At 74.6% G+C, this 13,855-nt stretch carries 14 protein-coding genes; 6 read left to right on the top strand and 8 right to left on the bottom strand.

Annotated features, from left to right (window positions below; genetic code table 11):
• Window positions 1-2: 2 nt before the first annotated feature.
• From JKP76_RS19205 to JKP76_RS19175, 7 genes are all read right to left on the bottom strand, one after another.
• Complete coding sequence (locus JKP76_RS19205) at window positions 3-2,330, bottom strand: SpoIIE family protein phosphatase (RefSeq protein ID WP_200492374.1); 2,328 nt, start codon at window positions 2,328-2,330, stop codon at window positions 3-5.
• Window positions 2,327-2,962, bottom strand: a complete 636-nt coding sequence (locus JKP76_RS19200; protein WP_200492373.1) for a biliverdin-producing heme oxygenase — start codon at window positions 2,960-2,962, stop codon at window positions 2,327-2,329. Before JKP76_RS19200 ends, JKP76_RS19205 begins: the two co-directional genes overlap by 4 nt.
• Before the next feature lie 11 nt (window positions 2,963-2,973).
• Window positions 2,974-3,531 carry a DUF488 family protein gene (locus JKP76_RS19195; protein WP_200492372.1) on the bottom strand — a complete coding sequence of 186 codons (558 nt, stop codon included), beginning with the start codon at window positions 3,529-3,531 and terminating at the stop codon, window positions 2,974-2,976.
• Between the two features lie 26 nt (window positions 3,532-3,557).
• Window positions 3,558-3,902 (bottom strand): hypothetical protein, encoded by a 345-nt coding sequence (locus tag JKP76_RS19190; RefSeq protein ID WP_200492370.1) that lies wholly within the window; start codon window positions 3,900-3,902, stop codon window positions 3,558-3,560.
• A gap of 48 nt (window positions 3,903-3,950) precedes the next feature.
• The gene (locus tag JKP76_RS19185; RefSeq protein ID WP_200492368.1) at window positions 3,951-4,781 is read right to left on the bottom strand and encodes an ABC transporter permease; all 831 of its coding nucleotides are present in this window, start codon (window positions 4,779-4,781) and stop codon (window positions 3,951-3,953) included.
• Window positions 4,778-5,707 carry an ABC transporter ATP-binding protein gene (locus tag JKP76_RS19180; RefSeq protein ID WP_200492366.1) on the bottom strand — a complete coding sequence of 310 codons (930 nt, stop codon included), beginning with the start codon at window positions 5,705-5,707 and terminating at the stop codon, window positions 4,778-4,780. The genes JKP76_RS19185 and JKP76_RS19180 overlap by 4 nt, the downstream gene beginning before the upstream one ends.
• Before the next feature lie 186 nt (window positions 5,708-5,893).
• Window positions 5,894-6,976 (bottom strand): NAD(P)-binding domain-containing protein, encoded by a 1,083-nt coding sequence (locus tag JKP76_RS19175; protein WP_200492365.1) that lies wholly within the window; start codon window positions 6,974-6,976, stop codon window positions 5,894-5,896.
• Between the two features lie 158 nt (window positions 6,977-7,134).
• Here JKP76_RS19175 and JKP76_RS19170 point away from each other — a divergent pair, with 158 nt between their 5' ends.
• Genes JKP76_RS19170 through JKP76_RS19150 form a run of 5 tightly spaced genes read left to right on the top strand, consistent with a single transcriptional unit; the run spans window position 7,135 to window position 12,139 of the window.
• Window positions 7,135-7,932, top strand: coding sequence for an ABC transporter ATP-binding protein (locus JKP76_RS19170; RefSeq protein WP_200492642.1), 798 nt, complete (start codon window positions 7,135-7,137; stop codon window positions 7,930-7,932).
• Entirely contained in the window at window positions 7,929-8,807 is an 879-nt protein-coding gene (locus JKP76_RS19165; protein ID WP_200492364.1) for an ABC transporter ATP-binding protein, read from the top strand. Before JKP76_RS19170 ends, JKP76_RS19165 begins: the two co-directional genes overlap by 4 nt.
• Window positions 8,804-9,694 (top strand): branched-chain amino acid ABC transporter permease, encoded by an 891-nt coding sequence (locus JKP76_RS19160; protein WP_200492363.1) that lies wholly within the window; start codon window positions 8,804-8,806, stop codon window positions 9,692-9,694. Before JKP76_RS19165 ends, JKP76_RS19160 begins: the two co-directional genes overlap by 4 nt.
• Window positions 9,687-10,901: a branched-chain amino acid ABC transporter permease gene (locus tag JKP76_RS19155; RefSeq protein ID WP_200492362.1), complete on the top strand. Its 1,215-nt coding sequence runs from the start codon at window positions 9,687-9,689 to the stop codon at window positions 10,899-10,901. Before JKP76_RS19160 ends, JKP76_RS19155 begins: the two co-directional genes overlap by 8 nt.
• Window positions 10,898-12,139 carry an ABC transporter substrate-binding protein gene (locus JKP76_RS19150; protein WP_200492361.1) on the top strand — a complete coding sequence of 414 codons (1,242 nt, stop codon included), beginning with the start codon at window positions 10,898-10,900 and terminating at the stop codon, window positions 12,137-12,139. The genes JKP76_RS19155 and JKP76_RS19150 overlap by 4 nt, the downstream gene beginning before the upstream one ends.
• Before the next feature lie 40 nt (window positions 12,140-12,179).
• On the opposite strand, the gene JKP76_RS19145 is transcribed toward JKP76_RS19150, so the two are convergent.
• On the bottom strand, window positions 12,180-13,337 hold the full coding sequence (locus JKP76_RS19145; protein WP_200492360.1) for an MFS transporter: 1,158 nt from the start codon (window positions 13,335-13,337) through the stop codon (window positions 12,180-12,182).
• A gap of 127 nt (window positions 13,338-13,464) precedes the next feature.
• On the opposite strand from JKP76_RS19145, the gene JKP76_RS19140 reads away from it, so the two are divergent.
• Complete coding sequence (locus tag JKP76_RS19140; protein ID WP_200492358.1) at window positions 13,465-13,851, top strand: DUF6394 family protein; 387 nt, start codon at window positions 13,465-13,467, stop codon at window positions 13,849-13,851.
• The last annotated feature ends 4 nt before the right edge of the window (window positions 13,852-13,855 follow it).

The following is a 13,855-nucleotide window of genomic DNA, read 5'->3' as shown; positions in this document are numbered from 1 at the left end:
GCTCAGGCCCCCGGGCTCACCCGGACGGCCAGCAGCGCGACGTCGTCCTCGGCGCGGCCGGGGAGGAGCCGGCCCAGCAGCGCGTCGCACAGCTCGGCCACCGGGGAGTCGCGCAGGTCGGTGAGGGCGCCGGCCAGCAGCGCGACGCCGTCGTCGAAGACCTGGTCGCGGCGCTCCACGAGCCCGTCGGTGCAGACCAGCAGCGTGCTGCCCGGCGGGAGCAGCAGCTCCTGGTCGGTGCGCGGCCGGGCCGGGTCGACGCCGAGCAGCAGCCCGGGGCGCGCGCCGTCCAGCACCTCGACGGCGCCGTCGGGGGTGAGCAGCAGCGGCGGGAGGTGCCCGGCGCTGGCCCAGCGCAGCCGTGCGGGGCCCCCGGGCCCGGCCGGCGGCTCCAGCCGGCCGACCAGCACCGTGGCCATCGCCCCGAGGACCAGGCCCTCGATCGCGGCGTCCAGCCGGCTCAGGACGTCGGCCGGGCCGGCGCTGCTCGCGTAGGCGATGCCGCGCAGCAGCCCGCGCAGCTGGCCCATGGTGGCGGCGGCCCGCGTGTCGTGGCCCACGACGTCGCCGATGACCACGGTGGTCGAGCCGTCGGGCTGGGTGAAGACGTCGTACCAGTCGCCGCCGACCTGGGCCTCGCGCGCCGCCGGCACGTACCGCACGGCCAGGTCGAAGCCCGCGGGCGCGACCGGTGCGGTGAGCAGGCTGCGCTGCAGCGTCTCGGCGGCGCGCACCACGCTCCGCGAGCGGGCGTAGAGGGCCTCGAGCAGGGAGGTGCGCAGCTCGCCGGCCTCGGCGAGCTCCGCGGCGGTCCAGGGCTCCGACCGGCCCCGGACGGTCTCCCGCCACGCGTCGAAGGACTTGCGCGGGCTCAGCCGCACGTCGTCGCCCTCGCCCTCGGCGATCGCCTTGTTGTGCGGGTCGCCGCCCCAGTCGATGTGCCGCACGGCCTCGTCCCGGAACCACAGCACGTACTGCCCGCCCGGCAGCGGCAGCACCAGCGCCCCGCGCACCGGGACCTCGTCGGCCACGACTCCCGGGGCGTCCGCCGGCAGCGCGTCGGACGCGACGACGTCAGACCCCTGGCGCGCGGCCCAGGCGGCGAGCGCGTCGGCGACTGCCCCGGGCAGCTCGGCGCCGCTGCTGCGGGTGCGCCCCTGCAGCCGGACGACGACGCCGTCGGCGGGCACCAGGTCGAGCAGGCCGGGGGAGCCCAGCAGCGCGTCGGTCAGGGCCCGGTCCTCGTCCAGCGCCGCGGTGGCGAGCCGGGTCAGCGTGGTCCGCGCCTGGAGCGCGCGCCGGACCTCGTCCTCCTCGGCCCGGTCGACCAGGCGCAGCGACAGCGTCGACCCGAGGAACTCCGCCGCCGCGCGGGTGGCGTAGGGCGGGGCGTGCGGACCGCTGTAGTGGTGGCAGGCGATGAGGCCCCACAGCCGCTCGCCGCGCAGCAGCGAGATCGACATGGAGGCGTGCACGCCCATGTTGCGCAGGTACTCGACGTGGATCGGCGAGACGCTGCGCAGGGTGGAGAAGGTGAGGTCCAGCGGCTCGCCGCTGACCGGGTGCGCGACCGGGTGGATCGGCGAGGGCACGTAGCTCACGTCCGAGATCAGCCGGACCCAGTTCTTCTCGTACAGCGCCCGCGCCTGGGCCGGGATGTCGCTGGCCGGGTAGTGCAGGCCGAGGAAGGAGTTGAGGCCCTCGACCTTCGCCTCGGCGACGACCTCGCCGTTGTAGTCGGCGTCGTAGCGGTAGACCATCACCCGGTCGAAGCCGGTCAGGCTGCGCACCGCCTGCGCGGTGATGTCGTACAGCTCCTGCAGCGAGCTCGCCCGGTTGAGGTCGGCGATCGTCCCCCGGACCGCCTGGTAGGTGTTCGGGAAGGAGAACGGCCGCGGACCGCGGGCCGGCTCCAGCTCCACCACCAGGCAGGCGACCGGCGCGCCGTCCGGGCCGTTCCGCCCGGCCCGGACCACGACCCGGTGCAGCAGCGCGTCCACCGGCTCCTGCCGGCCGCCGACGTCGAGGGTGACCTCGACGGGGTTGCGCTCCCGGAGGTCGCCGAACGCGCTCGCCGAGCGCACCACCGCGCCGGCCGCCGCGACCCCGATGACCTCGGACAGCGGGCGGCCGAGCGCCTCCTGCCACGGCATGCCGACGAGCTGCTCGAGGTTCTCCGACGCCTGCTCCACGACGAGGTCGGGGTCGCTGACGGCGAGCAGCACGCCACGGGGCTGGATGCTGCCCGGCACGTGGATGGGCTCGCGCTCGCAGTTGGTGAGGTCCACCGGGGTGCCCGGGGTCAGGAGGTCGATCTCCCCGGCCGTCACGCGGGAACGCCCGGCCGCGCCGCCGGACGGCACCAGCCGGCCAGGTCCGCGAAGGTGCTGCGCGCGGCGGCGAGCACCGCGGTGGCGTCGCCGCCCCCGGCGACCCGGGCGCGGGTGGCGCGCCGGAACGCCGCCCACATCGCCCCGGTCTCGCTGCCGTAGGGGGAGAAGGCGCGGATCGTCACGTCGGCCAGGCCGGGCAGCCCCGCGAGGTGGCGGTCGATGAAGACCCCGCCGAGCGTGGAGCCCTCGAGCACGTACATCCGGCCCAGCGCCTCGTCGGTGCCCCCGACGGGCGGCAGCTCGGGCGATCCGGCCGACGGTGCGGCGCCCAGGGCGGCGAGGTCGCCGGCGAACAGCGCGGTGCGGCGGCGGCGGGGCCAGGTCAGGGGCTCGGCGTCGGCGGGGTGCTCGCCGGCCCACCGGTCCAGACCGGCCTCGGCCGCGCGCCAGAAGCCGTGCATCAGGTCCAGGACGTGCGCCAGCCGGTCGCGGTCCAGGTCCGGGTCGAGCAGCGCGAGGGTGCGCTCGACGTCCTCGTGCTCGGCCGCCGTCCCCGTCCGGAGCAGGCGCAGCACGTCCTCGTCGGTGCTGCCGTCGTCAGGGCGTGCAGCCTCGTTCCCCGCATCCATCGCCCTCGACCCTAGGCGACCGGCCCCTCGCCCCGGGAGCCAGCCGTCGCCGGCCAGTGGACGAGGCCGTCCGCGGCGAGGACGGCGCCGTCGGCGGTGCGGTGCGGCGCCTGCCGCCCGTCGGGCATCAGGTGGGTCACCGGCACGCCCCGGGCCAGGACGGCGACGTCGGCGATCAGCCGCCGGTGGCAGCGCCACCACACGCTCTCGCTGCACATCACCGCCACCGTCGCGTCCCCGGCGGTGGCGAGCAGCTCGTCGAGCGCCTCGGCGAACTCCGGCGTCCGGGTGTGCGCGGCGTAGGCGGCGAACTGCGCGACGGTCCACCAGCCGTCGGCGACCGGCGCTCCCGCCGGCAGGCTGCGCCGGCCGCCGAGCCGGGCGTCCCAGCGGTAGCCGACGCCGAGCTCCGGCACCCAGCGCTCGAGCTCCTCCCGGCGGACGTCGGGGTTGACCCGGCTGCCCGGGAAGCGGCGCACGTCGACGAGCTCGTCGAGACCGGCCGCGCGCAGCGCGGCGCCGAGCTCGGCGCGGTCGCGCGGCCCGTGGCCGACGGTCAGCAGCGGCACGGTCCAGGCCTGCCCGTGCCCGCTCGTCAGCCCGTCGCCCGCGCCGCCGCGGCGTGCAGCGAGCGGATGAACAGGACCTCCTCGCCCGACCGGCGCAGCCAGGTGCGCAGCCCCGCGACGTCGGCCCGGTTGCGGTCGCGCAGCTGGCCGAGGTTCACCTGGCGGGTGCTGGCCTGCGCCCGCTGCGCGGTGGGCAGCGCGCGGCCCTCGGCGCGGGCGACGGCGGTCAGCCCGGCGCCCAGGAAGACCAGCTCCCGGATCTCGGTGAGCTCCTCCAGGAGGGCGTCGGCCGCGGGGTCCTCGGCGGCCAGCAGGGTCAGGAACTCGTCGGCGCGGCGGCGCCCCTCGGCGGCGGAGTCGTCGGAAGTCACCGCACCACTGTCCCCCGGCCGGTGTGGCCGGGGGGCAGGGGGTGCTCGTCAGGCGTCGCGGCGGGAGAAGACCACCCAGGCGACCGCGAGCAGCGCCGCCACCTCCGCGGCGAAGACCGCGAAGCCGGGCAGCGGCGCCATGAGCTCGGGGTTGAAGGACACCGGCGCGGCGATGGGGGAGCCCGCGTTGCCCGGCAGCAGCTTCGCCGTCCACTCGCCCCACGCGCCCGGCAGCAGGAAGGCCATGGTGCCGACGACGAAGACCAGGGCGAGCACGGCCGACAGCGCGGCCGCGGTGTGCCGGACGAGCAGCCCGACGGCCGCGGCGAGCAGTCCCAGGCCGGCCAGGTAGAGGCCGCTGCCGACCAGCGAGCGCAGCACGCCGTCGTCGGTCAGCGCCAGACCGACGCCCTCGCGGTCGAGGAACCAGTTGCCGGCGAGGTAGCCGGCCACTGCGGTGACCGTGCCGAGCACGAACAGGGTGCCGGTGAGGACCAGCGCCTTCGCCGCCAGCACGGAGCCGCGCTTCGGGGTGGCGGCCAGCGTGGCCCGGATCATCCCGGTGCCGTACTCGGCGGTGACCGTCAGCGTGCCCAGGACGACGGCGGTGATCTGGGCGAACGTCATGCCGAAGGTGATGAACGAGCCGGGGGACTCGTCGGCCTCCCCGCTGGCCAGCCACTCGGCGTTGGTGGCGCAGATCAGCGCGGTCATCCCGGCGCCGAGGACGAAGAGCATCACGGCCGACCACACGGTCGAGCGCACCGACCAGAACTTGATCCACTCCGAGCGGAGGGTGGAGCCGAACCCGGGTCGCGTGCCGGGCACGTTGCGGCGCGGGTCGAGGACGACGGTGCTGCTGGTGGCGGTGACGGTCATCGGGGAGCTCCTGCGTGGTCGGCGCCGGTGCGAGCGGAGTACTCGACGCTCGAGGCGGTCAGGGTCATGAACGCGTCCTCGAGGGAGGAGCGCACGAGGGTCAGCTCGTGCAGGCGGAGGTCCGTGCCGGCGACCAGCTCGCCGACGGCGGCGGCGTCCAGTCCCTGCACGCGCAGCTCGTCGTCGACCGCGAGGACGTCGGCGCCGGCGGCGCGCAGCAGGTCGGTGACCGCGCCGCGCTGGGGCGTGCGGACGCGCACGAAGGAGGCGGCGTGCTCGGCGATGAAGTCCGGCATCGAGCAGTCGGCGAGGATCCGGCCGCGGCCGATGACCACGAGGTGGTCGGCGGTCAGCGCCATCTCCGACATCAGGTGGCTGGAGACGAACACGGTGCGGCCCTCGGCGGCCAGCTGCCGGGCCAGGGTGCGCACCCAGCGGATGCCCTCGGGGTCCAGCCCGTTGACCGGCTCGTCGAGGACGACGACGGGCGGGTCGCCGAGGAGCGCGACCGCGATGCCCAGCCGCTGGCCCATGCCGAGGGAGAACTTGCCGACGCGGGTGCCGGCGACCGCCTCGAGCCCGACCAGGCCGAGGACCTCGTCGACGCGGGCGTCGGGGATCCGGTTGCTCGCGGCCAGCCAGCGCAGGTGGTCCCGGGCGGAGCGGCCGGGGTGCAGCGCCTTCGCCTCGAGCAGGGCGCCCACCTCGCGCAGCGGCGCGGGGGCGTCGCGGTAGGCGCGGCCGTTGACCGTGACGCGGCCGGCGGTCGGCCGGTCCAGTCCGAGGACCATGCGCATCGTCGTCGACTTGCCGGCGCCGTTCGGGCCGAGGAAGCCGGTGACGCGGCCGGGGGCGACGGTGAAGGAGATGCCGTCGACGGCGGTCTTGGCGCCGTACTTCTTGGTGAGGCCGGAGACGTCGATCATGGCCGCGCGCCGGGGGAGGGAGTCGGTGGAGTCATGGCGGAGAGCCTCCCGGCCGGCGGGGGGCGGGCACATCGGGGAGCGCCCTGACCCGACCCTGAACCGCCCCCTACGGGCCTTCCCCGCCCCACATCGCCGATGTGGTCTCATCCGGGACGCGGACGGCCCCGGATCGCCGATGTGGGTGTCTCAGGCGGTCCGGGCGAGCTCCGGGCGGAGCAGCCGGCGCAGCTGGCGGGCGGCGGACTGCCCGGCCCGGTTGGCGCCGATCGTGCTGGCAGAGGGGCCGTAGCCGACCAGGTGGAGGCGGGGCTCGCCGGCCACGTGCGTGCCGTCCATCCGGATGCCCCCGCCCGGTGCGCGCAGGCGCAGCGGTGCGAGGTGGCCGACGGCGGCGCGGAAGCCGGTGGCCCACAGGATGACGTCGGCCCGCTGGGTGGTGCCGTCCTCCCAGGCGACGCCGTCGGGGGTGATCCGGTCGAAGACCGGCCGCCGCACCAGGACGCCGCGGTCCAGCCCGTCGCGCACGTAGGGCGTGGAGGTGAGCAGCCCGGTCAGCCCGACGACGCTTCCCGGGCGGCGGCCCTCGCGCACCGCGCGCTCGACCTCGGCGACGACCGCCCGGCCCGCGTCCTCGTCGAAGACGCCGTCCCGCCAGACCGGCTCGCGGCGGGTGACCCACGTGGTCGAGGTGACCCGGCTGATCTCGCTGAGCAGCTGGGTGGCCGAGGCGCCGCCACCCACGACGACGACGTGCTGCCCGCGGAACTCCTCGGCGGTGCGGTAGTCGACGGTGTGCAGTTGCCGGCCCCGGAAGGTCTCCTGGCCGGGGTAGCGCGGGACGAACGGCCGGGTCCAGGTGCCGGTGGCGTTGACGACGGCGCGCGCGGTCCAGGTGCCGGCGTCGGACTCCACGAGGAAGCGGTCGTCGTCGGTGCGGCGGACGGCGGTGACGCGCACCGGACGGAGCACCGGCAGGTCGAAGCGGCGCTCGTACTCCGCGTAGTAGGCGGGCACCGACTCGACGGCCGGTGCCGCGGGGTCGGCCGGCTCGAACGGCAGGCCGGGCAGGTCGTGCACCCGGTGCGTGGTGGTCAGGGTGAGCGAGGGCCAGCGGTGCTGCCAGGCGCCGCCGGGGGCGCCGTCCCCGTCCAGGACGACGAAGCCGGTGGACCGCTCGAAGCCCTGCCGCAGCAGGCCGTAGGCGGTGGACAGCCCCGCCTGACCGGCGCCGATCACGACGACGTCGGCGTGGCGGTCCCGGTCGGTCATGCCCGGTCAACGGCGGCCCGCCCCGCGGCCTTCCCGCCGTCGTCCGAGGTCACGGCTCGGTGGTCAGCGCGAACGGAAGGGGTGCCCCATCCGTCGTCGGGCCCTACAGTGCCGATCATGTGGTCCAGATCACATTCCGACGTGGGACGGGGGCGCTCGTGCTGACCGTCGACGACCTGCACGTGACCTACGGGGGTGCGGTGCAGGCGCTGCGCGGCATCTCCCTGCAGGTGCCCGACGGCGAGGTCGTGGCCGTCCTCGGCAGCAACGGAGCGGGCAAGACGACGCTGCTGCGGGCCATCTCCGGCACCCTGCGCCTGCAGAGCGGGCGGATCGAGTCCGGATCCGTGCGGTTCGACGGCAACGACCTGCGTGCGCGCGACCCGGCGCAGTCGGTCCGCATGGGGCTGGTGCAGGTCCCGGAGGGCCGGCGGATCTTCGGCCGGCTCACCGTCGAGGAGAACCTGCGGGCCGGCGGGATGGGGAGCCGGGACAAGGCGGCCAAGGCGCGCGCGCAGGACCGCGTCTACGACCTCTTCCCGGTGCTCCGCGAGCGCAGCTCCCAGCGCGGCGCCCTGCTCTCCGGCGGGGAGCAGCAGATGCTGGCGATCGGCCGCGCGCTCATGGCCAGCCCGAAGCTGCTCCTGCTCGACGAGCCGTCGCTCGGGCTCGCGCCGCGCATCATCGGCCAGATCGGCGAGGTCATCGCCGAGATCAACCGGCAGGGCACCTCGGTGCTGCTGGTGGAGCAGAACGCGACCATGGCCCTCGGCGTCGCCGACCTGGCCTACGTGCTCGACGTCGGCGAGGTGTCGCTGTCGGGCAAGGCCCGCGAGCTCGCCCAGACCGACGAGGTGCAGCGCCTCTACCTCGGTCACGACGGCGAGGGGAGCGGCGACGGCGCCCCGCGCACGCGGGCGGCGTCGGGCCGCAAGCTCTCGCGGTGGACGCCGTGAGCGCGCCGGGACCGGCCGCCGAGGTCCGGTCGGACGTCCCCCCGGTCCTCGTGGAGGGCGTCACCGTGCGGTTCGGCGCGATCACGGCCCTGTCCGAGGTCTCGTTCACGGTGGAGCCCGGCACGATCCACGCGATCATCGGCCCCAACGGCGCCGGCAAGTCGACGATGTTCAACGTCCTGTCCGGCGTCTACAAGGCGGCCGAGGGCCAGGTCCGCTTCGGCGAGCACCGCCTCGACCGGATGCGGCCGTACCAGATCGCCGGCATCGGGGTGGCGCGGTCCTTCCAGAACATCGCGCTGTCGGCAGGGCAGAGCGTGGCCGAGAACCTCATGCTCGGCCGCCACCACCTGACCCGGGCCGGCTTCGTCGCCGCGGGCCTGCGCCTGCCGCGGGCCACCCGCGAGGGCCGGGTCCACGGTGAGCGCGTCGCCGAGATCGCGGAGTTCCTCGAGCTCGGCGACAAGCTGCACACGCCGGTGGGGGTGCTCTCCTACGGCGACCAGAAGCGGGTCGAGGTGGCCCGGGCCCTGTGCACCGAACCGAAGTTGCTGCTGCTCGACGAGCCGGTCGCCGGCATGAACGCCCAGGAGACCGACCGGATGGCGGAGGCGGTGATCGAGATCCGGTCGGCGCTCGGGATCTCGGTGGTCCTCGTCGAGCACGACATGGGGATGGTCATGTCGCTGGCCGACCGGGTCACGGTCCTCGACTTCGGCCGCCGCATCGCCGACGGCACCCCCGCCGAGGTGCAGCGCGATCCCGAGGTCATCCGCGCCTACCTCGGCTCCGGGGACGAGATCAACCCCTCCGAGGCGGCCGAGGCCGCCGCCACCGGTGCGCACCCCTCCGAGACCCCCGGGACGCCGTCATGACCCAGTTCCTGTCGCTGCTCCTGAACGGCATCTCCCTCGGCGCGATCTACGCGCTCATCGCCCTCGGCTTCGTGGTCATCTTCAAGGCCAGCGAGGTCGTCAGCTTCACCCAGGGCTCGCTCCTGCTGCTGGGTGCGTACTGCATCGCGCGGCTGTCCGACCCGCTCGGCTTCTACCTCGCGGCCGCGGTGGGCATCGCCATCACCGCGCTGGCCGCCTTCGTGATCGAGCGGCTGATCATCAACCGGCTGCGCGGCGCCCCGGTGATCAGCCTCGCGATCGTGACCATCGGCGTCGACATCATCCTGCTCACCGAGCTGGTCCGCCGGATCGGCTCCGACATCCTCAACGTGCCGCACCCGTGGGGCGGGGGATCGGTCCGGATCGGTGACGTCGGCATCAGCGAGAACCGGCTGATCGCCATCATCGTGGCCGGCCTGCTCATCGCCCTGTTCTTCCTCGCCTTCAAGTTCTCCAGCTGGGGCGTGGCGATGCGCGCCTCCGCCGAGGACGGCGAGACGGCCGCGCTCATGGGCATCCGGCTGGGCCGGGTGTCGGCCCTCGCCTGGGTCGTGGCCGGCATCCTGACCGGCGTCGCGGCGCTGTTCCTCGTCGGCTCGCCGACGCCGGGGGTGAGCCCGACGGCGTACTCGGTCGCGCTCCGCGCCTTCCCCGCCGCCATCCTCGGCGGACTGGACTCCACCGGCGGCGCGCTCGTCGGGGGGCTGCTCATCGGCATGGCCGAGTCGTTCGCCGCCGGCTACCAGGACGACCTGCTGTTCCTGGGCCGCGGGTTCGGTGACGTCGTCCCGTACATCGTGATGATCGCGGTCCTGCTCGTCCGGCCGTCGGGGCTGTTCGGGACCCGGGAGCTGACCCGTGTCTGAGACGACCGCGACCGCCACCCGGGGCGCGTCCCGCAGCCGAGGCGGGGCGCCGCCGGCCCCGCGCCGCTCGTACCTGAAGCCGGTGCTGCTCGCCGTCGCGCTCGTGGTGGTGCTGGTCCTGCCCATCTACGTCGACGAGTTCTGGCTGCGCACCGGTTTCGCGGTGTGCGGGGCGGTGGTGGGGGCGATCGGTCTCAACCTGCTCGTCGGGACGACCGGTCAGCTGTCGCTGGCGCACGCGTTCTTCCTCGCGGTCGGCGCGGTCACCTACGTCTTCGTCGCCGGTGAGTCCGGCGGGCTGGGCCTGACAGACCTCAGCGGCCTCGGGTGGCCGCCGGTGGTCGGGATGATCGCCGGGGTCCTGCTGGCCGGCCTCGCGGGGCTGCTGTTCTCCCCGATCGCGGCCCGGTTGCGCGGCATCTACCTGGGCGTCGCGTCGCTGGGCCTGGTGTTCATCGGCCAGCACGTGCTGAACAGCTGGACGCAGGTGACCGGCGGGTTCAACGGCCGCTCCGCACCCGAGTTCTCCCTCTTCGGGTTCACCTTCGGCAACACCGACCCCGACCTGTATGTCCTCGAGGTGCCCTTCCGCGAGGCGGAGCGGCTCTGGTACCTCGGCCTGGCCCTGGCGCTGGCCGCCTACCTGTTCGCGCGGAACCTGCTGCGCAGCCGGCCGGGCCGGGCGCTGGAGACGCTGCGCGACAGCGAGGTCGCAGCCTCGGTCATGGGCGTCAACGTGCAGCGCTACAAGGGCCGCGTCTTCCTCGTCAGCTCGATGTACGCGGGGCTGGCCGGGGTGATGTACGCCCTCTCCATCGGCAGCATCGCGCCGGAGTCCTTCGGTCTGGAGCCGTCGATCCTCTACCTCGCGATGATCGTGCTCGGCGGGCTCGGCTCGGTGAGCGGCGCAGCTGTCGGCGCGCTCTTCGTCAGTGCGCTGCCGCTGATCTTCCAGCGGTACGCCGACGTGGTGCCCCTGGTCGGCGACGGCGGCCTGGCCGCGGGCGAGGCGGCCCGCTACCTCTTCGGGCTCGCGATCATCCTCGTCGTCCTCTTCGAGCCGGCGGGTCTGGCCGGCCTGGCGGCCCGGTTCCGGCGAAGAGGCCGCGACGCCGGCGGCCGGGCCCGGAGCCGGTCCGCAGCAGCCACCGACGAATCCACCACCTCCGTCCCGTCCGACCCGCCAGCACAAGGGAGCACGTCATGAGACTTCGTCAGGGTTCGCGCGGCGCAGCCGCTCTGGCCGCCGTGGTGCTCGCCGCCGCCGCGGGCTGCAGCACCAAGGCGCCGGAGTCCGGCGGTGGTGGCGGTGGCGGCGACGCCGCCGACGTCCAGACCGACATCGGCGTGGAGGGCGAGACCATCCGGCTCGGCGTCCTCACCGACCTGACCGGCGTCTTCGCCGCGCTGGGCAAGGACATCACCAACGCGAACACGCTGTTCTGGGAGGAGAACCAGGTCTGCGACACCTACACCGTCGAGCTCGACGTGCAGGACACCGGCTACGTCCCCCAGCAGGGCGTGCAGCTCTACAGCGGCATGAAGGACAGCATCCTGGCGATGCAGCAGACGATCGGGTCCCCGATCAACACGGCGCTGGCGCCGGAGTACGAGGCCGACCAGATCGTCAACTTCCCGTCGGCCTGGTCCAAGACGCTCACCGAGATCCCGGGCACCGGCGTGGTCGGCGCGACGTACGACGTCGAGATCGCCAACGGCTACGACTACCTGTTCGAGCAGGGGCTGCTGGCCGAGGGCGACACCGTCGGCCACATCTACTTCGAGGGCGAGTACGGGGCCAACGGGCTCGCGGGCACACAGGCGGTCGCGGAGGAGAAGAACCTGGAGGTCGTCGAGGCGCAGATCAAGGCGACCGACCAGGACATGAGCGCGCAGGTCACCCAGTTCGCCGCGGCCGGCGTCGACCTGATCGCGCTGACCGTCGCCCCCGGGCAGACGGCGTCGGTCGCGACCGTGGCCGAGGCGCAGGGCCTCGACGTCCCCATCCTGGGCAGCAATCCGGTCTTCGCCCCCGGTCTGCTGCAGGGCCCGGCCGCCAACTGGTTGAAGGAGCACCTCTACGTGGCCTCGCCGGTGTCGTCGTTCGACGCGCACCCGGAGCTGCTCGAGCAGTACAAGGAGGCCTACCCGGAGGCGACGGTCAGCCTGGGCGTGGTCGTCGGCTTCGGGATGAGCGAGCTCATGAAGCAGGTGCTCGACGCCGCGTGCGAGAACGGTGACCTCACCCGTCAGGGTGTCGTCGACGCCTTCGAGTCCCTCGAGGAGGTCGACACCGGCGGGCTCGTCGTCCCGATCCGCGGCTTCGAGCTGGGCAAGTCCCCGAGCCTGGAGAGCTTCGTGCTCCAGCCGGCGGACGTCGAAGGCGGCGCCACCGTCGTGGCCGAGGCCTTCGAGGGCGAGTTCGCGGAGCAGATCGCCGGCTGAGCTGCGGGCACCCGGCGCCTCTGACCGCAGGGGCGCCGGGTCACAGCCGGCCGGACCGCGCGACCGGCACCAGGCGCAACACCAGCGACGCGGTGAGGACGGCGGCCGCCGCCAGCGGCACGGGCGCCGAGGAGGCGCGGGCGGCCACGGCCATCGCGAAGGGAGCGGCGAACCCGAGGTAGGCGCACGCCAGGAACAGCGAGTTCAACGCACCGAGCCGCGCCGGCGCGGCCAGCCGGGCGGTGAGCGTGAGCCCCGCGGCCAGGCACAGCCCGCCGCCGGCGCCCAGCAGGGGAGCCGCGAGGACGAGCCAGCCCACGGCCTCCGTCGTCGCGAAGAGCGCGGCGGCGGCGAAGCCGAGGGCGCCCAGCCCCGCACCGACGACGGCGGTCCAGGCCAGGAACCGCCGCTGCAGACCGGCCACCAGCGTGCCGGCCCCGAGGGTCACCCCGGCCAGGAGACCGGTCACCGCCACCCCGCCGTAGGGCAGGTCCACCAGGAGCGGGACGGCGCTGATGATCGAGCTGGGGAAGGCGTAGACGCACACCGCGACCGGTGCCAGGACGGTAAGCACCAGCAGCCCGTCGCCCGGGCGGATCAGCGGGGCACCGGGCGACGCGTCCGCGCCGGCGGCCAGCGGCCGGGTGAGGTCGACCGTCTCGGGCAGCCGCACGGCGAGGACGAGGGCGACACCGACCAGGGCCACGTGCACGAGGTAGGGCAGCACCGTGGGTGCCGGCGCGTACTGGCCGAGCAGGCCGCTGGTCAGCGGGCCCAGGGAGAAGCCGGCCGTCATGGCGAAGGCCGCGCGCCGGCCGCCCGCACCCGCGCCGGAGGCGAGCGAGAGCTCGCCGACCCAGGCGCTGCCCACGCTGAAGACGATCCCGCTGACGACCCCCTGCGCGAAGCGGGCGAGGAAGAGCAGCGCCAGGGCGTCGCCGGCGGCGGCGAAGGCCAGGGAGGCGAGCGCGGAGAGCACGACGCCGGGGACGGCGACCCGCCGGCGGCCCAGCCGGTCCGACAGCGGCCCGGCGACGAGCAGCGCGGGGACCAGACCGGCGGCGTAGACGCCGAACAGCGTGGTGAGCACCTCGGGGGAGAGGGCGAGGCGCTCCTGGTAGACGAGCAGCAGCGGCGTCGGGACGTTGGTGCCCGCGGCCACGGCGAACAGGACGAACGCCGCCCGCTTCCAGGTCACGCCGGCGACCCTACGGAGATCCGGCCGCCGAGGACCCGCTCGCGGCCGTCCGCCCGGTCTCGACGGGCGGACCGGGCCGCCGACCAGCACCATCAGGGCGCGGGGCTGCGACGGCGGGGAGGCCGGGGTGAATCTCGAGAAGGTGGTGTTCGGGTTCTTCGTCGTGCTCGCCGCGACGCTGAACTTCGGGTTCTTCATCGGCGACATCTCCGATCCGACGCTGCACAACCCCTACGAACTGTTCGCCGCCGTCGTGGTCAACCTGATCGCGACCGTGCTCAAGTTCGGCGACCGCACCCAGATCGGCGCCGTCCACCTGGCGACCAGCCTCGTCGCGGTGCTCCAACTGGTCACCGCCTCGCTGGCCTACGGCTACGCCGAGTACGTGTCCAGCGCCGGGATGGACGCCGGCTGGACGGCCAGCGTGGTGTCGCTGTCGGCCGGGGCGCTGCTGGCGAACGTGGTGTCGGTGGTGCTGCTCGTGGTGGAGACGGTCTCCTTCCACCGCGGCTGACCGG

The sequence above is a fragment of the Blastococcus sp. TML/C7B genome, from assembly GCF_016612845.1.
Classification (GTDB): domain Bacteria; phylum Actinomycetota; class Actinomycetes; order Mycobacteriales; family Geodermatophilaceae; genus Blastococcus.
Note: the sequence above shows the minus strand (reverse complement) of the source record. Positions and strands in the feature narration are given on the sequence as shown.